At 51.5% G+C, this 17,908-nt stretch carries 16 protein-coding genes; 10 read left to right on the top strand and 6 right to left on the bottom strand.

The genetic code is table 11. The features are described from left to right. The first annotated feature begins 344 nt into the window (after positions 1-344). Entirely contained in the window at positions 345-890 is a 546-nt protein-coding gene (locus tag ACQ4M4_RS02550; RefSeq protein WP_430682884.1) for a hypothetical protein, read from the top strand. A gap of 379 nt (positions 891-1,269) precedes the next feature. Here the strand turns inward: ACQ4M4_RS02550 and ACQ4M4_RS02555 are convergent, their stop codons facing one another. Then, complete coding sequence (locus ACQ4M4_RS02555) at positions 1,270-4,032, bottom strand: AAA family ATPase (RefSeq protein WP_430682885.1); 2,763 nt, start codon at positions 4,030-4,032, stop codon at positions 1,270-1,272. A gap of 303 nt (positions 4,033-4,335) precedes the next feature. On the opposite strand from ACQ4M4_RS02555, the gene ACQ4M4_RS02560 reads away from it, so the two are divergent. The 7 genes from ACQ4M4_RS02560 (at position 4,336) to ACQ4M4_RS02590 (ending at position 9,844) form a co-directional block, all read left to right on the top strand. Further along, entirely contained in the window at positions 4,336-4,533 is a 198-nt protein-coding gene (locus ACQ4M4_RS02560) for a heavy-metal-associated domain-containing protein (protein ID WP_430682886.1), read from the top strand. A gap of 156 nt (positions 4,534-4,689) precedes the next feature. Further along, positions 4,690-5,148, top strand: coding sequence for a heavy metal-responsive transcriptional regulator (locus tag ACQ4M4_RS02565; RefSeq protein WP_430682887.1), 459 nt, complete (start codon positions 4,690-4,692; stop codon positions 5,146-5,148). Positions 5,149-5,187: 39 nt separating this feature from the next. Beyond that, the gene (locus tag ACQ4M4_RS02570; RefSeq protein WP_430682888.1) at positions 5,188-5,805 is read left to right on the top strand and encodes a class I SAM-dependent methyltransferase; all 618 of its coding nucleotides are present in this window, start codon (positions 5,188-5,190) and stop codon (positions 5,803-5,805) included. A 482-nt stretch (positions 5,806-6,287) separates the two neighbouring features. After that, complete coding sequence (locus ACQ4M4_RS02575; RefSeq protein ID WP_430682889.1) at positions 6,288-6,539, top strand: hypothetical protein; 252 nt, start codon at positions 6,288-6,290, stop codon at positions 6,537-6,539. Between the two features lie 195 nt (positions 6,540-6,734). Then, positions 6,735-7,004 carry a hypothetical protein gene (locus tag ACQ4M4_RS02580; protein ID WP_430682890.1) on the top strand — a complete coding sequence of 90 codons (270 nt, stop codon included), beginning with the start codon at positions 6,735-6,737 and terminating at the stop codon, positions 7,002-7,004. A gap of 324 nt (positions 7,005-7,328) precedes the next feature. Next, positions 7,329-8,900 carry a phospholipid carrier-dependent glycosyltransferase gene (locus ACQ4M4_RS02585; RefSeq protein WP_430682891.1) on the top strand — a complete coding sequence of 524 codons (1,572 nt, stop codon included), beginning with the start codon at positions 7,329-7,331 and terminating at the stop codon, positions 8,898-8,900. 134 nt (positions 8,901-9,034) lie between these two features. Beyond that, positions 9,035-9,844, top strand: coding sequence for a TlyA family RNA methyltransferase (locus ACQ4M4_RS02590; protein WP_430682892.1), 810 nt, complete (start codon positions 9,035-9,037; stop codon positions 9,842-9,844). A 37-nt stretch (positions 9,845-9,881) separates the two neighbouring features. On the opposite strand, the gene ACQ4M4_RS02595 is transcribed toward ACQ4M4_RS02590, so the two are convergent. Next, entirely contained in the window at positions 9,882-10,298 is a 417-nt protein-coding gene (locus ACQ4M4_RS02595) for a YidH family protein (protein ID WP_430682893.1), read from the bottom strand. Between the two features lie 109 nt (positions 10,299-10,407). Here ACQ4M4_RS02595 and ACQ4M4_RS02600 point away from each other — a divergent pair, with 109 nt between their 5' ends. Both ACQ4M4_RS02600 and rppA read left to right on the top strand, forming a co-directional pair. Continuing rightward, positions 10,408-11,700, top strand: a complete 1,293-nt coding sequence (locus tag ACQ4M4_RS02600; RefSeq protein WP_430682894.1) for a methylglyoxal synthase — start codon at positions 10,408-10,410, stop codon at positions 11,698-11,700. Between the two features lie 177 nt (positions 11,701-11,877). Further along, the gene (gene rppA / locus ACQ4M4_RS02605) at positions 11,878-12,567 is read left to right on the top strand and encodes a two-component system response regulator RppA (protein WP_430682895.1); all 690 of its coding nucleotides are present in this window, start codon (positions 11,878-11,880) and stop codon (positions 12,565-12,567) included. A gap of 109 nt (positions 12,568-12,676) precedes the next feature. Here the strand turns inward: rppA and ACQ4M4_RS02610 are convergent, their stop codons facing one another. The 4 genes from ACQ4M4_RS02610 to ACQ4M4_RS02625 all read right to left on the bottom strand — a co-directional run bounded on the left by ACQ4M4_RS02610 (position 12,677) and on the right by ACQ4M4_RS02625 (position 17,864). Next, positions 12,677-13,198, bottom strand: coding sequence for a helix-turn-helix transcriptional regulator (locus ACQ4M4_RS02610; protein WP_430682896.1), 522 nt, complete (start codon positions 13,196-13,198; stop codon positions 12,677-12,679). Positions 13,199-13,767: 569 nt separating this feature from the next. Next, positions 13,768-14,151 (bottom strand): Lin0512 family protein, encoded by a 384-nt coding sequence (locus tag ACQ4M4_RS02615; protein ID WP_430682897.1) that lies wholly within the window; start codon positions 14,149-14,151, stop codon positions 13,768-13,770. Positions 14,152-14,407: 256 nt separating this feature from the next. Next, positions 14,408-16,651 (bottom strand): AAA family ATPase, encoded by a 2,244-nt coding sequence (locus ACQ4M4_RS02620; RefSeq protein WP_430682898.1) that lies wholly within the window; start codon positions 16,649-16,651, stop codon positions 14,408-14,410. 28 nt (positions 16,652-16,679) lie between these two features. After that, positions 16,680-17,864 (bottom strand): tetratricopeptide repeat protein, encoded by a 1,185-nt coding sequence (locus ACQ4M4_RS02625; RefSeq protein ID WP_430682899.1) that lies wholly within the window; start codon positions 17,862-17,864, stop codon positions 16,680-16,682. Between the last annotated feature and the right edge of the window lie 44 nt (positions 17,865-17,908).

Genomic DNA, 17,908 nt, shown 5'->3' on the forward strand with positions numbered 1-17,908 from the left:
AGGAGATAGCAATTCAACCACGCATCTTAAACATTTGTGTTCCCACTGGCTAGTTCTGACGTAGATCACAGCGATCGCCAGCAAAATCAGAAACAATTCAAATTCAGATGAATAGTTTTCTGGAATTCCATCAGGTCACGTTGTAGCTCTCAAAAGAAGGTACACAGTATATCTGTTCAGTCTGGCAACAAAGATGCGATCGCTTTTTGCCAAACACCTCAAGAGTTGTAACGCCAGCTATTCCAGGTTACCCAGACCACCTAAACTCAGCAGTATAGGAACTCTAGGAACCTCACATTATTGAAGATTATTTGTAAGACACAGGGGAGGTCGAAGTGCTCAATATGTTTAACCGTAACGCCCAGCAAAAGCACCTATTGAATCGACTAGAAAAACCTCTTACTGCTGCCTTATTATCCACGGCTTTTGTTGCAACTGGTTTGGCACAAGTCGGCGTAGCTGCTGTTGAAGCATTCAGTGATATGAAAGTTGCTGCTGCTCCTACAGGGCTATCGATTAGCCAGCGTATGCCCAACGGTGTTTATGTGTATGGTCAAGTTCCCGAAGCTGAGCAAATTGGCGCAGCCTATATGGTATTTTCCGTTCAGGATGATGACGTAGTTGGCGCATTTTATATGCCTCAATCATCCTTTGACTGCTTCTATGGAGAAGTGCAGCAGCAGCAACTTGCTCTGAATATCATTGACTCCTACGCCCAAGATGTTTATCCCTATGCGGTTGCGGTTGCGCCAAGTGGCAATGTTGCTGCCAATGGTGACGATGCAACAGTTCCCATGACCTTAGAGGGATTTCACCGCTTAGAAGAAGTGACTGAGAACGATCAGCGCATTCTGGGTATGTGCCAGAGTGATGTTCAAAGCCTGAATTAACGCTTGAGTTCTTACAATTCAGCGTTGACCGTGTTCTCCTATTGCCAACGAATTGTCATTGCTCTCTAGATTCTGAAAGCAGATCCTGTTGCGGGGTCTGCTTTTTTTGGAAGATTCTCGATCTGGGTGTTTTCGGCTTATCTGGGCAGGCCGCCATCTTAAAAGTCTGTGCCGCCTGAAAGTTTGTGCCGCCTGCACTGTGGGCGACACAAACTTTTAGGATTAGGACTTACGCATGTTGTACGAAAAACCAGGGGGTTGAATGATTTTTGGAGCGCTAAGCGCTCCAAAAATCATTCAACTGCGTAAGTCTTGAGGATCTGGTCTTTCATCATGTCAAGGTACTTAGAATTATTGACGTTAACTCGCGCAAACGCGCTCAGTCGTCGCGGGCAATGGTAATGATGTTTTCGGTGACTTGTTCAAATGTGTCGTCGTGGCTAATGACAAAAACTTGACGGAATGAGCGGATATTGGCGATCGCCTCGGCCAAGCTTTGCCGTCGCTGCCGATCCATGTTGGTAGTAGGTTCATCGAAAAAGGCCACATCCACATCCGCCAACACTCGCAGCAGGGCAAGCCGTACTGCCAGCGCCGCACACATTTGCTCTCCCCCCGAAAGGTTAATAAATCGACGCTTATTCGCTCCCTCGCTAACAATCACCTCATAATCGCGTGTCCATTCCAGCGCCAAGTTAGGCCGATTCATCAACTCACGAAAGAGGCGATCCGCCTCTTTAGAGATGGTCGTGAGATAGCGCTCGGTAATGCGAGGGCCGGCTTCTTTGTAGGCTTTGCGGGAGAAGGCAATAAACTTACGCACCTTGTCGCGCTGTTTAAGGTCTACCTTGGCGTGATCGCGCTTTTCTGTCACGTTTTGCATCGCTTTGAGCTGCTGCTCCAATTCTTGAAGGAGCTTTTGCTGTTGGGGCAACGCCCCAGTAATGCGGTCGGTTTGACGTTGCTGCTCCGTATAGGTGGCATCGAGTTGCGCCCACTGTTGGGGATCATAGGATTTCAGCAAGTGCTGACGAGTCGTTTCCAATTCGGCCTCGCTCGTTTTTAGGCGATGGAGTTGGGCGATCGCCTGCTGTAGTTCCGCCTCTAAGGTGGACTGCTGCTGCGCAGCCTGCTGGTGCTGCACATAGGCCACGTAGCCCGGTTGCAGTTGCTGCTGTACTTGCTGCTGCTGGTCAAGTTGGTCATCTAGCTCTGCATATTCGGCTAACTGTTCTGCTAATTGAGCAATTGCCTGTTCCAGCTCCGTTTGAACCTGGTGCGCTTGGGCCAGGGTTGCTTTTAACGGTTCTAACTGCTGTAGCTCACGCTCTAGCAAGTGGCATCGACTGCGGGGATCTCCAAGTTGAGCGATCGCATCCATGTACTGTGCCTGCTGAGCTAGCAAATCGGGCTCCTGCGCCAAGCCAGCCTGCAACCCATCTAACTGCGCTTGCACCTGAGTTTGCTCCTCGCTGAGCGCCTGACCTCGGGCGATCGCTGCATCGAGCTGGCGATAGTCGGCCTGGTGGCGATATAGCTCTTCCAAGCGATGGCGCACCTGCTGCATCTGCTGTTGCAACTTATCAACCGATGTTTGCTCCGACAAATCGGTCAAAATCTGCGCCAGAGCATGCAGCAGATTGGTATTGAGCTGCACACCCGCTTGCAGGGTCACCAAAATTGGCTCAAAGGCATCTGTCGTCAGCCCGGGAACCGCTTGCTGAATTTGCTGTAAGGTCGCCAACGCCATGTGCACGTCTTGCTGATGGCGATCGCGCCATTGACCGCCCACATCAACCAAATACTGTAGCTCTGCCTCAAACTGTTTGGCCGCCTCGACTCGACTCAGCTGAATTTGCAAGCGATCGCGCTGGTGTTCTACGTGGGGTAGTTGTGCCACCTCATCGGCCAGCGATTGCAGACGCCGCACCGTTTGGTGAGCCTGCTCCATATCTTGATGCAGTTTGGTGAGCTGTTTGGTAAAGGCTTGAGCCTCTAGCTTTTGCGTTTGCACCTGCTGCAAGCGCTGAGCCAAGTCCGCCTGCTGCCGCTCCAGTGCAATTTGCTGCTGCACCATCGGCTGAAGCTGCGCTACCTCTGCAGCAGATTTTTCCAAGCTTTCCCGTTGCAGCACCAGGCGCGTCATAGACTGCTGATGCTGAGCCAGCGATCGCTGTTTTGTATCGAGCTGGGTGCGAAGCTGCTGTCGAGCTTTTTGCTGCTGCTGCAACTCGCGCAGGGTTGCTTCAAGCTGGAGATAGTGCTGATAGGTTGCAGCATGGGCCTGACAAATTGTGGCTGCCTGGGTCGCTTGCTCGACCCGTTGCTGCAATTGAGCGATCGCCTGCTGCTGGGCATCTCGCTGGGTTACCACCGTTTGCAGTTCAGTTTCGCATTGCTGAACCTGCTGGGCGATCGCCATCCACTGCTCTTTTTCGGCCTGAAGTTTCGCCAGTGTTTGCTCCAAGGCTTTCAACTGCGCTTCATCGCGGGCAATTTCTTGCTGCATCGCTGCATATCGCTGTTGCAACGGCTCCAATCCCAACAGCTCTTCTTCACAGTTCTTAATTGTTTCTTCTAGCCGTTCCACCTGAGCTTTTGCGTAGCGTTCTAGCGAGAGTAAATCTTGATTCGCTTTTTTGTATTCTTCAACTTTGAGAACCGCGTCAAAAACCTTTTTGCGATCTTCTGGAGTCTTTAAAAAATCAGCCGTGAAGGTCCCTTGCGGCACACCAATTGTGTTGGCAAACAACTTAGCCAAATCGGTTCCAGGCATCACGCCTAAGTGCTGCCGCAGCCAGGGCATGACTTCATCTTCAATATGCTTGTAGTCCAACCGCTGACCTAGTTGCGGATCGTACAGGGTATAGCCACGGGAGGTGCAGCGCTGCACTTCGTAGGTGCGTCCATCGTGGTTGGAAACAAAGGCAATCGTCGCCTGAGCACTACCTGCTCCGTTGCGGATCAGATCCTCAACTTTATAGCCGCCTCGGTAGTTAAATAAGGTCCAGGCGATCGCTTCCAGAATGCTCGTCTTTCCGGCACCGTTCTCGCCACAAATCGCATTCGTTCCCACCTGAAACGTAACCACGCGATCGCTGTGGGATTTGAAGTTTTTCAGTGCGACAGAAAGAATTTGCATAAAACCGTAGAGCAATGAAAGGAGAGAAAAATCGGGAAACCTGTCGGGCGATCGCATCAGCACCAAGCATCACGATAACGCGAAGCCCGATCTATCCCCAAAGATTAACCAATCATGATACATGCGTACCGATTTTGCTGCACCACACCCTATGACGTCAGTGTTGGATCCGCCTCAGAAAAGCCTCCAGATCAGCAGAGCTGCCCAGCGATTCGTGCAGCAGGTTCAATATAGTGCCAACCCTTGACCCTCCATTGCACTGGAGGGTTCAAAATAGAAAAACACTCGTGGAGAAATGCCGTTATGACAGTTCAATTCACCGTACCAGACATGGCCTGCTCTGCCTGTAGCGATACCATTACCAAAGCGCTAAAATCGCTTGACCCCAACGCAAACGTGACAGCAGACCCAAAAACCAAACTGGTCACAGTTGACACTCAACAATCCGAGACCGCCGTCAAAGAAGCCGTAACCGCCGCAGGCTACACTGTTTCTGCCTAGCTGCTGAACTGCCACCCCTGAATCACCATCACTGAACGGCTTTCTAGACCAAGATTGTCTCATCATGTAACCCTCTAAACTCTCCAGTGATCTGGAGAGTTTAGAATTGTATAGTGCAGCGAACCACACCTCAAGCCAACCTGAAGGGCGATCGCCATGTTTACTCCCGCACCTGTTCCAGGCTCAACACCAGCTTCCACCCCCAGCCAACCCAAACTCATCGGCACAGTTGCCAAAGAAAGCGGAATTCCCATCAAAACGATCCGCTACTACGAAGACTTGGGATTGCTGCGTGCAGTTGGCAGAACGGAAGGCGGTTATCGATTATTTGGGGCTGATGTGGGCGATCGCCTCAACTTTATCAAACGGGCACAAAGCCTGGGCTTAACCCTTGCCGAAATTCGAGAATTCCTCACCATTCACGACCAGGGGAACAAACCTTGCACCCAGGTCACCTTGAAACTGCAAGATAAATTACTGGAGATTGATCGGCAAATTCAACAGCTCCGTATCTTAAAGCAAGAGCTAGAAGAGTTAACAAATACAGCACACCTACTCTCCAACACAACCGAATCCAGTATTTGCCCCATCATTGAACACGCCAGTATTGCTTAAAAACAGCAATTCCTGCATCATTCACTCAAACATGCACTTATGGGATTTTATTCACGCAATATTCTTCCCTATCTCCTAGATTGGGCAATGTCCGATGAACATCTTGCACAATACCGCAAACAAGTATTGGCAAACGTTCAAGGTGATGTATTAGAGATTGGATTTGGAACAGGATTAAACCTATCCTACTATCCTGAACACATTGAAAAACTGGTTGCAATTGATGCCAACCCGGGTGTGAATCGGCTGGCTCAGCAGCGCATTCATCAAGCCAACGTAACCGTCGATTATCGGGTGCTCAACGGCGAGCAATTGCCCATGGCTGATGCCTCGTTTGATAGCGTTGTCAGTACGTGGACCTTGTGCAGCATTGCCAATGTTGAGCAAGCGCTGCGCGAAATTCATCGCGTGCTAAAACCAGGTGGACGGTTCTTCTTTATTGAGCATGGCCTTAGTAAAGACCCAGGAATTCAAACTTGGCAAAATCGACTGACACCTCTGCAAAAAGTGATCGGCGACGGCTGCCATCTCAACCGCAACATTCGCGATTTAATCGCCCAGCAGTTTGACACGGTCACCATTGATGAGTTTTACGGAGAAGGGTTACCAAAGGTAGCAGGCTATCTCTATCAAGGCGTTGCAACTAAAGCAGCTTAATTCCAGGATTCGATCCTTCGCTCCAAAAGCGAGAATTCTGATATTTAGCGAAAGACCGCCCCTTGCCCAATGAGGTGAGAACGAGCGCAATATCTCTTGTTTTAGATAGTGCACTTTCAATAGACCTCCTGCACGAATGGCTTTCTGAAGGATGAATGCTTGCGCGGCGGTGCCGCGCAAGCATTCATGCAGGAGATCTAATGATTGAAGCTGCCTAGCTGAATATTCTGAAGGCCAAGACAGCATTCAGCGCCGTATGAACCTGTCAAACCTGCATAAATACAGGGCTCTACACTTTGGGATTTTTCTTATGGCCGAGCGGAGCAACGTTGGCGATCGCAGTTTGTAAACTTCCAAGACAAAGCGCTCCAAACTCGACGATATTTTGTATCGTTAGATACAGAAATATTTTTTGCGTCTAATTTTCGTGCTGACGCAGTTCATGTGTTTCAAGAGTTCTTGTTCACCTCACGGGTTCAGTTATGAGATTCCAATCCGATTATTCGTCCAATTCGTTGGTTCCAGAGGTCAGCCCTATTCGCAGCGCTACGGGCAAACCCATGGGGCAACTGTTGGGCGATCGCACCTCGTCGTGGGTCAAGCTTCTGTATCCCCCTAGCGAGTGCAGCTTTGATGAAGCTTTGCTGCTGTGTCAGGAATCGGCAGATTGTTGGATTGCTTGGGTGCCCGACCATGGGGAAGTTCGACTCAGCACAGGCAGCTTTTATTTCTAAATCCAGATTCATACAGCTATTTTTCATAGAGCATCTGGTCAGCCAGTCTTTAGCTGTGGATGATGGGGTGTGCAGCCAGGAGGCGATCGCTACAGCTATCCCACACCAATGCTCACAGCATGATTAGGATATCGGTGCTCACGAGTTTGCAAATTGGCAGCAGCAAGCTCGCATAGAGTGAACGGACAGATTGTTATGAACGCTAAAACGACACCTATCACAACGAATATTGCAAGAAATGTAGAAGACTGGGATGAAGCATTTGAATACTTGCCCGGAACTGTTGTTGAATTAAAAGAACAACCTGGGGTCACCGATGTCGTTTCCAGTTACGAACCGATGATGGTTCCTCCAATTTGGCTAGAGCATGATCCTTGCCCACGCTATCCCCATCAACTACGCGTTGTCTCTCGACGGGCAGCACAGGTTTGCGCCATTAATTCCCGATCTCTCATCCAAGCCTAAGCACCGTTGTCCAACGGAACAATAAAGCTCTTGCAAATTCAAGGTTTAAGATGAGTTTTTGTAGGGGCTTCGCCATGAAGCTTGCTTGACTCACTGCTGCGATCGTTTCTCGGCAATATCCTTTGATGCGGTTTGTCTTCGACAAACCGCATCAGAGGGTATCGAGCATTGTCTGATTTTTCTTGACGAGCGCAAATTTTGGCTTGAGATGTTGCCGTTATTGGGCGATCGCCATTTCCAACATCACATTCCCAAGCATCAGTATAGTAGTGAAGACACCTCACAGGTTGAGCTGTACAGCGTTTGGTTAACAACGAGTGAGCTATGGTTGGTTGGGAAAAGCAAGTCAAGAAAAACCGATGGTTTTGGCTGGGCATGGCGGCCATTTTGGTGGTATCGCTAGCGCTGCGATTTTGGGGCTTGGGCCGTTTTAATACCCTAGTATTTGACGAGGTTTACTACGCCAACTTTGCATCAAAATTTTTGCAAGGTCGCCAAGAGTTTGGCGGGCATCCACCCCTGAGTACCTACCTGATTGCAGGCGGCATTTGGATCAGCGAGCAGTTGGGTTGGGGCAGCGAAGCCACACGTAACGGCCTGACGGGATTGTACATTTCTACCGTGAGCTATCGCTGGCTGAATGCACTCACCGGGGCTTGGATTCCATTGGTGGTGGGAGCGATCGCCTTTCAGCTCACCCATCGTCGCACCTATGCGCTAATTGCAGCTCTACTCATGGCGCTGGATGGCATGTTTTTGGTGGAATCGCGCTACGCCCTGAACAATGTGTACCTCGTTTTGTTTGGGCTGTTGGGGCATTTGGGGCTACTCATCGCCCTGAATCGGGTGTCGGCTCCACAGGGGAAATCACGATCGCTACTATTTCCACTGGTGTTATCAGGAGTGGGGTTTGGGGCATCGATCGGCATTAAATGGAATGGGGCAGGCTTTGTTTTGGGAGCGATCGCCCTCTGGGTCTTAGCCTGGATTGTGAAATGGGTGCGACCTCAACTGCTGGATAGGCCAGCCCTTCCCATGGCAGCTACGGATGCAACCGCTGAGGCCAGACTGGACAGTGAACCGAGTCAATGGCGATCGCCATTGGCGGCTTTGCCCCAACTCAAGCTATGGCAAGTAGCGCTGACCTTTGGCGTCATTCCAGCGATCACCTACTACGTGAGTTGGCTACCCTACGCAGCGCTCAACCCCGAAGTGAGCGTGTGGGAATGGCAAGGACAAGTGTTGTCCTATCATGAGCGCGTAGGCGGCATGGATGCGCATCCCTACTGTTCGCGCTGGCTATCGTGGCTGTGGATGATTCGCCCTGTTGCTTACTTCTACCAAACGGCTCATGCCCCCGGTGAACCGTCGCCCATTGTGGGGCCACCATTGCCCAACGAGGCCGGTCGGATCATTTACGATGTGCATGCCATGGGCAATCCGCCACTGTGGTGGGCTTCTACGCTGGCGATCGCAGTTGTGCTGGGTCTGGTGGTTTTGCGCGGGGGACAAGCCATCGCCCGATCTCGCGGAGATGGTCATGCGATCGCGCCGTTTGCGGCAACTGGTTTTCCTGTATCCGTGCATCCGCTAACGTGGGTTTGGACGGCAGTATTTTTGTGCATCAACTGGGGAGCCAATTTTTTACCCTGGGCCAAGGTGACACGCTGCACTTTCATTTACCACTACATGGGATCGCTGGTATTTGCAATTTTGGCGATCGCCCTGTTGGTGGATGGCTGGCTTGATAGCCTACGGGGCTGGCACCGAGTCGTGGCATTAACCACGGTGCTGGTCGTAGCGTTAGGGTTCATTTTTTGGCTACCGCTATTTCTGGGTTTACCCATTTCTCCAGCAGATATGCAAACTCGTCGCTGGTTTGCTAGCTGGATTTAGGCACCCGTTCTATTGCACTCATCGATCGCACGCTTCGATCTGGGGCGGTTGGCTTTTGCACGATTCGGTTTGCGATATTCTGATACTTTGGCGGCGTGTTGCCGCACAATTTATTTCTCTATTCGGTTACTCCCTTGGCAAAGCAGCGGCTTGATACCCTTTTGCTAGAGCGATCGCTCTGTGACTCTCGCCAGCAGGCGCAGCGGCTCATTCGCGCTGGCGAGGTGTTGGTCAACCAACAGGTAGTGGACAAGCCCGGCACCGAGATAGACCTCGCCGCCACTATCGAAGTAAAGCAGCGATCGCCCTATGTATCGCGCGGGGGCGAAAAACTGGCCAAAGCCCTGGACACATTTCCCATTACCGTTGCAGAGCGCATTTGTCTGGATGGGGGCATTTCCACCGGAGGATTTACGGACTGCTTGCTTCAGGCTGGGGCCAAGCAGGTGTACGGCGTAGATGTGGGCTACGGTCAAGTTGCCTGGAGTCTACGCCAAGATCCGCGAGTAGTGCTGAAGGAGCGCACCAACTTGCGCCATCTCACGCCCACCGAGTTGTATGGCGATGCACCCTTGCCAGATCTGGGCGTGGTGGATGTTTCGTTTATTTCGCTGGCGAAGGTGCTGCCGGCTCTGTGGGCATTGCTGCAACCACCCCGAGAACTGGTGCTGCTGGTGAAGCCTCAGTTTGAAGTGGGCCGCGACAAAATTGGCAAAAAAGGCGTTGTGCGCGAGCCAAATGATCAGGCCGGAGCGATCGCCCAGGTGTTGCACGCCGCACAGGAACTTGGCTGGAGCTACTGTGGCGTAACTTGGTCGCCTCTGGTTGGGCCTGCTGGAAATATTGAGTATTTGCTATGGCTCAGGATGGAAAGTGAGACAGAAGTGCTCGATGGCGCTGCGCTGCGGCAGTTGGCTCAGCAGGCCAAAGCTGCACTGGGCTAATGTTCTATTGATATCGCGCTATATCGAGTCCATCTTGCTAATCCAACAGAGCGTCTACGATAATCGCTCCAAACGCAAAGGCCCCGATGCCAATGAGGGCGATCGCCACATGAATTCCTAGCGATCGCGTTCGGTAATAAATGTAGTCATCTCGCTGAATTAGAGTCAGGATGCGTCGATGCTCTAGAATAGCCGCCACCATTGCATAAATGCCCACAGCAATAAAGCTGAGTCCCGTTACCCGCGATAGAGCCGATGTGCGCGCAATATCGCCGCCGCGCGCCGCCAGAGCCGCCACCACCTGGTCAATGCCAAATCCAAAGCTAATGAGCGCTAGCGAGGTGCGAATCCAGGCCATGAGGGTGCGCTCAGCCGCAGCACGGTTGCGCTCTTTGGCCAACTCATTGGTAAGACTATAACTTTTGGGAGGTGGTTCGGGAGAAGAGGGCTGCATGCGCTAGCGTTGAAGTATCCTGCTGGGAACGTTGGCGTGGTGCCTGTGAATGCGACTGACTGGCGGGGGTCTACGTTAGAATAACCTACTCCAATTGTGCTGACGACCTATGGCTGCCACCATTGCTTTTATTGCGCATCAAAGTCAAATTAATGCCCTGGTGAGTTATGTGCAGCAGCATGAACCTCTGTTTGCGCGATATCGCATTTTGGCCACGGCCACGATCGCTCAGCGTTTGGGTAATGAAACCAGCCTGGGAGTTGAGTCGCTTGCCGCCGAAACCCGAGGTGGCGAACTCCAAATTGCCGCAGCGGTGGTCACTCAGCAAATTAGCGTGGTCATTTGCTTGATGGATGGGGTTACCCCAACTCCAAATGATCCCGATTTGCTGCCCTTGCTGCGGGTGTGCCAACTCTATAACGTGCCGATCGCCACCAATTTAGCTACAGCCGAGGCGATCGCCACCTCCATTGCCCAATCTCGCGTTGCCCATCTCATCTTTAACCCGGTTGCGGGTCGCGCCACCAGCGAGCAAGATTTGGCACTGATTCAGGAATGCCTAAGCCCACATCTACACCTGGAAACCCACATCACCGAAGTAGACACCAGCATCGACGAATTGGTGCAACAGGCACTCAACGCCCAAGCCGACATGGTGATTGCCTCCGGTGGCGATGGCACCATTTCAGCGGTAGCCAGTGCCCTCATTGGCAGCAACGTGCCTTTGGGGGTGATTGCACGGGGAACGGCCAATGCCTTCTCGGTGTCTCTAGGCATTCCATCGGCGATCGCTCCCCTACCACCTCCCATTCGCGAAGCCTGCCAAATTTTGCTCAAAGGCCACACCCGCCAAATCGATGTCGCCTTTTGCAACGGCATTCCCTTTACCCTGCTGACGGCAATCGGGTTTGAAGCCGAAACCGTGGAACGAGCCACCCGCGACCTAAAAACCCGCTGGGGAGCCTTGGCCTATCTGGTAGCTGGATGGCAACAGCTCAACGAAGAAAATTTGTTTAATGTGGAGGTCGAAGTCGATGGTGAAGTAAAAACCTTTGAAGCTGGAGCGATCACCATTGCCAATGCAGCACCACCCACTTCCATTTTGGCGCAAGGGGCCGGACAGGTTGTCATTGATGACGGCAAGCTAGATGTCACGGTTGCCAGTGCCGAAACCAAACTGCAAGCCATTCAAACCATGTTCAGCATGTTGGGCTCGGCCTTGGTAAAAAATAATAATCGAGAAGCCAATCTTGAGTTACCCAATGTCGTTCACTTCTATGCACAGCGAATTAAGGTCACCACCACTCCCCCACAAAAAGTTGTGGTTGATGGAGAAATGATTGGCACGACTCCGGTTGAAATTGAATGCAAACCCTTAAGCTTGAATGTGGTTGTGCCTTAGTGCCGCTCTGTGGGAGCCTAGTTTGCGCCAACGGGTATGCGCCAATTGCCGATCGGATGCTGCCGCGTCTGTTCTGCTGCGTTTACAAGTACAGAGCACACCGATTGAACACCCGTCCAGCGCACTGATGAGCACGTTGACTGAACGCCCTGTTGCCAAACCCTGCCATTAACGCCAATGCAGATTCTACTGGTTGATGATGAAGCAGAACTCACCGTTCCCCTGAGTCGGGTGTTGGCCCGCGAGGGATATGGCATTGATGTTGCCCATGATGGAGACGAGGGGCTGAACCTGGCGATGCAGCACAGCTATGATTTGCTGATTTTGGACTGGATGCTGCCGGGGTATAGTGGACTCGAAATTTGTCGCCAAATTCGTCAAGAGGGCGATCGCACACCCGTTTTGTTTTTAACCGCTAAGGATACGATAGATGACCGAGTCGCGGGGCTGGATGCAGGGGCCGATGATTACCTGGTCAAACCGTTTGAGCTGCGGGAATTGCTGGCACGAGTGCGTGCGTTGCTGCGTCGTCCACCCACGCTGGAGCCTGCCACCGTCAGTTTACGCTTGCGGGTTGATGACTTGGAACTGGATGAAGAAAACCAGCTAGCGCTGCGGGGCGATCGCTCCATTGAGCTATCCGAAAAGGAAACTCAACTGTTGGGCTACTTCATGCGGCATCCCAATCAACTTCTCACCCACCTTCAAATTTACGATACCGTGTGGCGCGACACCGACAAGCCCAGCAGCAATGCCCTTGCCGCCCAAATTCGTCTACTCCGCCGCAAAATTGAACTCGACACCACCTCGCCACTCATCCACACGGTCTACGGTAAGGGGTATCGCTTCGGGCGATCGGCAGACTAGACCAGCACAAGCCCACCATCAGACAAGTCTCATATGCAGGACTGACGCAGTTGAATGTGGTTGGGTCGCTAAGCGCTCCAACCATCATCCAATTGCGTCAATCGCATGGTTATTGAAACGCTTGGCGTTTTGCATTGATATTTTTGATGTGCTTTTTCACAGTATCCACCGTGATGTGGAGCTGAGCAGCGATCGCTTTATAGGTGCAGTTGGCTTGGCGCAACAGCCACACCTCAGCCTCTCGTTGGGTGAGTCCATAGCGTTGCTGTTCACTCATCACACGGTGATGCACCGACAGCAGCTCATCCTCCAGCGTAATCATCAAACCACGGGTTGCCACTTGGTCAAACCGTCGCACTCGCACTCGCAGCGCCTGCGCCTCATCCAAATGAATGCGATCTTCCAGCACCACCGTTTCATCATCCCAAGCAGATGCATTGCGAATCAAACTTTGGCACATTTTCCACAGTGGATCGGGAACGCTGGCGGCCGAAGTCGTTGAGGTATTCATTTTTTTGCACAGTTGCCGAGCAAATTGATTCGCGGTAATCATATCGCCGCGATCGCTCACCAGCAAAATCCCATCGGGATAACATTCCATCATCGTTTGTAAAAGCAGGTTCTTGTTCATTTGGGGGCTCCAATGAATGAGTTGATTCCTCTAGCAAGATGAATCGTGAACCAATTCCACATCTTTAAGACACAACTTCGTGAATTGAATTTGCGCAATTCATACCAAAGTTATGAATTGCACAAGGGGGGAAGTTGCTCAATTCATCACGGCCTCTACATCCATTGGGGATTGGGATAAATGTAGAGGTTGCGTTAGTGTTCTGTCGTTTCAATCCATTCATCCATGAACGATTGATACATTGATCTTCGTTTAGAGATGTGGAGGTGAATCGTAAGGCACTCAAATCATTCATGCAATAACTTGAGTATTGCGTCTATCAAAATTCATCCTTGAGAGTGAACCGGATATGAATATGCCACTTCCTAAAGTGTGTTGTTTTTCTTAGTTTTTCAGGAATCATGGGAGCTTAATTTTCATTCATCCAATCTCCAAATCGCGCCTAGTCCTACCTTTGCGGAGTTGGTTAAGTTCATTCCGCACAAGGTAGGACAGTTACTTATCTGGCTTAATTATGAAAATTATGCAAACCGAAAAGGTTCACTTGCGATCGCGCATTTCAGCATGGGTTATGCATTCGATGGAGCGTCGTTCACATCCACCCAAACGGTTACTGCCGCGATCGCCACATACATATCATCATTCTTATCGTTGAGTTCGGGAATGGCGCGCCCTGGCACCACCATGCCTCCCAACTCAACAGTTAGCCGTTTTTGACCAAAGGGCAGCACCGCCAGCACCTCATCGGCTCGCACCTGATCTGGAAAGGGGACCGCCACCTGCACCTCAACCACCATGTCATTTGGATGCGCCAATCCTGCAACCTCCCACACCCCCGGTAGCGCATTGTGAGCGATCGCATTGCGCACTGCACGAGCCGCCGCCACCGTTGGCTCCTGTCCATGCTGATCAACGCCCATTCCCATCTCAATCACAAATCGTTTTAGTGTCATGATTTCTGTCCAGTCTGGTCTCCAATGCTGGGCGACGGTCTAGATCTGTGGTGATTGGTTGTGGAAGTGGAAACAGCGTAATACACGGGTTTTAGCCGCAACAACTTTCATCAACACCATTCAGTAACAACTATCTTCCAACAACAACCGCAGATTGCGACCCAACCCAATTCTGTTATTCAATCACGCTTTGCGATGCATGTAGGACAGCCAACCGTGCGGCAGAGCCATGCCCCATCTGCTGGTCTGTGCCCCGCTAAGCGGTTGTCGCTGGAACATCATGACCTGGAGCAATCTGAATGAGGGCGATCGCGCCTTTCCAAGATACGGCTTGGTTAGTGAGCTGCTGGGAAACCAGCTCATGGATTTTGTTGACTTCGGTGGCTGACAGGTTTCTTGCCAAATAGTCACGGTAGCTAGGGCGATCGCCCCCCACTGCAAACCATCGAGATACCAGAGCGGGGGTAATTTGCATCAATGTTTTTGTGGGCATAACTGTAACCTCTACCATCACATTTAGAATGGGACTGAGCGATCGCCAATCATCCTCACGCCAGTTCGTCAATCCATTCTCCAAATCGTGATAGATGGCATCTTCTGCTTTGGTGAGTTTTTTGTATAGCTTCTCTCCAAGTCGCGTGCGATCGAGCAATTCATAAATGCGCTGCGTTGCATAGGGAAGACTTTCGGCAAACAGCATTTGGCCATCTGGCTGTAGCCATGGTAGTAGTCGTTGTACAATCGATGCGCGATCGCGTTCCTGAGAAAAGGCATTGCGTCCTATGATGCGATCAAATCGATAGGTAGGAAGCTCTCTCTCCAACTGATCTGGCAGAGATGGCAACATACTTTGAAGAATGAGAGGACGGGTTAATTCTGGCAACAAGTTAGCCTGTTCTGCGAGTGCCGTTGCATCGGTTTCGTTTCGAACGCAGGCTACTACGTTTCCCTCCGGTACTCGACGCACGGCCTCCCAGGTCAACAATCCACTGCTAGCATTCACATCCAACATCACATGGTGGCGTTGTGGTGGAGCGAGGGAAAATAGGCGATCGCGCACCTCTGCCAATCGCTCTCCGGCCTGCCCCAGCGTTCGTTGGAGCCAGCGATCGGTTGCAGAATCTGCTGGGCCAAAGGTTAACACCTCCGGCAAGCCCACCCCAACGCCTTCCACCAGGGCAGCGAGTTGCGCCTCTCGCCGCTGGGCCACCTCTACCCGAATGCGATCTTCATACCCCTGAGTCGATGGTTGGTAAAACACCTGGCCCTGCAAACTTGTGGGTAAGTACTGCTGCTCGACCCAGTGCTCGCGATAGGAATGGGGATAGAGATAGCCCTGCCCGTGCCCAAAGCTGTTTTTATCCCGGTTCGGATCACGTAGATGCAGAGGCACATCATCTTCGCGTTCGCGCTCTACGGTCGCCAACGCATCAAAAAAGCCCATCACACTGTTGGATTTGGGACATGTAGCCAAATACAGTGCCGCATGGGCTAAGGGATAGCGGCCTTCGGGCATGCCCACCCGGTCAAATGCCGCCGCACACGCATTCACCACCACCACTGCATTGGGGTCTGCCAATCCCACATCTTCGCTTGCCAAAATCACCATTCGGCGAAAGATGAAGCGTGGATCTTCTCCGGCATAGACCATACGCGCCAGCCAGTACAGCACCGCATCCGGATCGGAACCTCGCACACTTTTGATAAAGGCGCTAATGGTGTCGAAGTGAACATCGCCCTCTTTGTCGTAAAGCACCGCACGACGCTGAATAGACTCTTCCGCCACCTCCAACGTGATTGTAATTACACCTTCAGCGTTCGGTGGGGTGGTCTCCACAGCTAGTTCCAATGCATTCAGCAATGCTCGTGCATCCCCGTTGGAAACATTCACCAAATGATCAATTGCAGCATCTTCTAGTTCAATCTGAAGCATTCCATAACCGCGATCGCAGTCTTGTACAGCTTGTTCCAAAATTCGTTTGAGATCACGTTCGGTAAGGGGAACTAGCTGAAAGATGCGCGATCGGCTGACTAATGCCTTATTCACTTCAAAATAAGGATTCTCGGTTGTCGCCCCAATCAAAATCACGGTTCCATTCTCAACCCAGGGCAACAATGCATCCTGCTGAGCTTTGTTAAATCGATGCACCTCATCTACAAACAGAATGGTGCGCTGCCCGTGCATGCCCCGTTTTTCTTGGGCTGTGGCGATCGCCTCCCGAATTTCCTTGACTCCAGACAGCACCGCATTAATGGAAATGAAATGAGCGCGGGTTGTGTTGGCAATCACCATGGCGAGCGTTGTTTTGCCTGTTCCGGGTGGCCCATAAAAAATAAGGGACGATAATTGATCGGCTTGAATCGCCCGTCGCAGCAATCGTCCAGCACCCAAAATATGATCTTGGCCAATATACTCATCCAACACTCGCGGACGCATACGAGCCGCCAGGGGCGCTTCTGCGTTCGTGATCGTTTGGCGATGTTGCTCAAACAAGTCCATAGCCACTCATGCGATCGCAGCGAGATCGCTATACTTGAAAGCCCATTTGACTCAGTTCTTGGCGAATCCGTTCGGCCTCTTGAGGATTGGTATGGCTGTGCAGTGCGATCGCTCGACCAAAGGAAGCCAAACTCTCCTGCACCCGCCCCAGTTTTAGCAGCGCCACCCCCAAGTTTTGGTGCGCTTCTGCATGGTAGGGATTGAGCTGAAGCGCCGTTTCGTAATGGGCGATCGCCTCTTGGGTGTTGCCCAGAGCGCGCAGCGTGGTTCCCAGGTTATAGTGCCCAACCGCAAACTCAGGGTCAATTTCCACACAAGTTTTGTATAAAGTAGCCGCCTCTTGTAGCTGTCCCTGCGCTTTCAACAAACTCGCCAAATTGTTGACCGACCCCAGTTTGAGTCGATGCAGCAGGGGTTGCTGTGCAGCCACCCGATAGTGAGATATGGCCAACTCGGGCTGATTGCGGCGACCGTAGGCAACCCCCAGATGATAGTGCAGCTCGTATTTAATCGATGGGTGCTGCGGCGAATTGGCATCTAGGGCAGCCAAGCCCTGCTTTAGCAGGGCAATTCCCTGGTCAATTTCACCCATTTGCACATACAGGGCTCCCAGTTTGCTGCATTCGTATGGATCGTTGGGATGCTCAGCCAGGTAGGCTTCCATAGCTTTTCTGGCCATTTCAAATTTGTTGCGACCAGCGATCGCATCGGGGGCATAGCCATCATGCAAAATAGCAACTTCGGCAACTTCGGTAATGTGCCACTGCGGCTCATTGTGCAGTAGTTCCAGCACGCTGTCGTCAATTAATGCATGATATGGGCGGCTAAACCGAATACTGGGATGGTTGCGAAATAAGCGAGAAACCAGTGAATAAGGCGACTGGGTAGCTCCTACTTCATGCCGCATTAAATTCACAACAAGAACATTGGGCTGGTTCATCGCTTCATTCAACTTAGGAATCACAGATTCATTCAACAATTCATCTGCATCCAGTATTAGGATCCATTCCTGAGTTGCATGTTTTAATGATTCATTTCGCGCCGCCGAAAAGTCTCCCGTCCAGTCTGTACGAATGACCGTTGCCCCAAAGGATTCTGCGATCGCCACAGTTTCATCGGTAGATCCCGTATCTACCACAATCAACTCATTTGCAAACGATCGCACACTATCCAGACAGCGAGATAGATGATGCGCCTCATTTTTCACTATCATACAGAGGCTAATATCCATAGGCATCTTGGGGCGATCGCAACAAA

The organism is Leptolyngbya sp. AN02str, assembly GCF_050565595.1.
Lineage (GTDB): Bacteria > Cyanobacteriota > Cyanobacteriia > Elainellales > Elainellaceae > Kaiparowitsia.

Excerpts from the sequence above, each read along its gene's own strand:
- ACQ4M4_RS02560 (WP_430682886.1), top strand. The coding sequence starts at position 4,336 with ATGACAGTTCAATTCACCGTACCAGACATGGCCTGCTCTGCCTGTAGC.
- ACQ4M4_RS02620 (WP_430682898.1), bottom strand. The coding sequence starts at position 16,651 with ATGGACTTGTTTGAGCAACATCGCCAAACGATCACGAACGCAGAAGCG.
- rppA (WP_430682895.1), top strand. The coding sequence starts at position 11,878 with ATGCAGATTCTACTGGTTGATGATGAAGCAGAACTCACCGTTCCCCTG.
- ACQ4M4_RS02610 (WP_430682896.1), bottom strand. The coding sequence starts at position 13,198 with ATGAACAAGAACCTGCTTTTACAAACGATGATGGAATGTTATCCCGAT.
- ACQ4M4_RS02550 (WP_430682884.1), top strand. The coding sequence starts at position 345 with ATGTTTAACCGTAACGCCCAGCAAAAGCACCTATTGAATCGACTAGAA.
- ACQ4M4_RS02615 (WP_430682897.1), bottom strand. The coding sequence starts at position 14,151 with ATGACACTAAAACGATTTGTGATTGAGATGGGAATGGGCGTTGATCAG.
- ACQ4M4_RS02625 (WP_430682899.1), bottom strand. The coding sequence starts at position 17,864 with ATGATAGTGAAAAATGAGGCGCATCATCTATCTCGCTGTCTGGATAGT.
- ACQ4M4_RS02555 (WP_430682885.1), bottom strand. The coding sequence starts at position 4,032 with ATGCAAATTCTTTCTGTCGCACTGAAAAACTTCAAATCCCACAGCGAT.
- ACQ4M4_RS02595 (WP_430682893.1), bottom strand. The coding sequence starts at position 10,298 with ATGCAGCCCTCTTCTCCCGAACCACCTCCCAAAAGTTATAGTCTTACC.
- ACQ4M4_RS02570 (WP_430682888.1), top strand. The coding sequence starts at position 5,188 with ATGGGATTTTATTCACGCAATATTCTTCCCTATCTCCTAGATTGGGCA.
- ACQ4M4_RS02585 (WP_430682891.1), top strand. The coding sequence starts at position 7,329 with ATGGTTGGTTGGGAAAAGCAAGTCAAGAAAAACCGATGGTTTTGGCTG.
- ACQ4M4_RS02565 (WP_430682887.1), top strand. The coding sequence starts at position 4,690 with ATGTTTACTCCCGCACCTGTTCCAGGCTCAACACCAGCTTCCACCCCC.
- ACQ4M4_RS02575 (WP_430682889.1), top strand. The coding sequence starts at position 6,288 with ATGAGATTCCAATCCGATTATTCGTCCAATTCGTTGGTTCCAGAGGTC.
- ACQ4M4_RS02600 (WP_430682894.1), top strand. The coding sequence starts at position 10,408 with ATGGCTGCCACCATTGCTTTTATTGCGCATCAAAGTCAAATTAATGCC.
- ACQ4M4_RS02580 (WP_430682890.1), top strand. The coding sequence starts at position 6,735 with ATGAACGCTAAAACGACACCTATCACAACGAATATTGCAAGAAATGTA.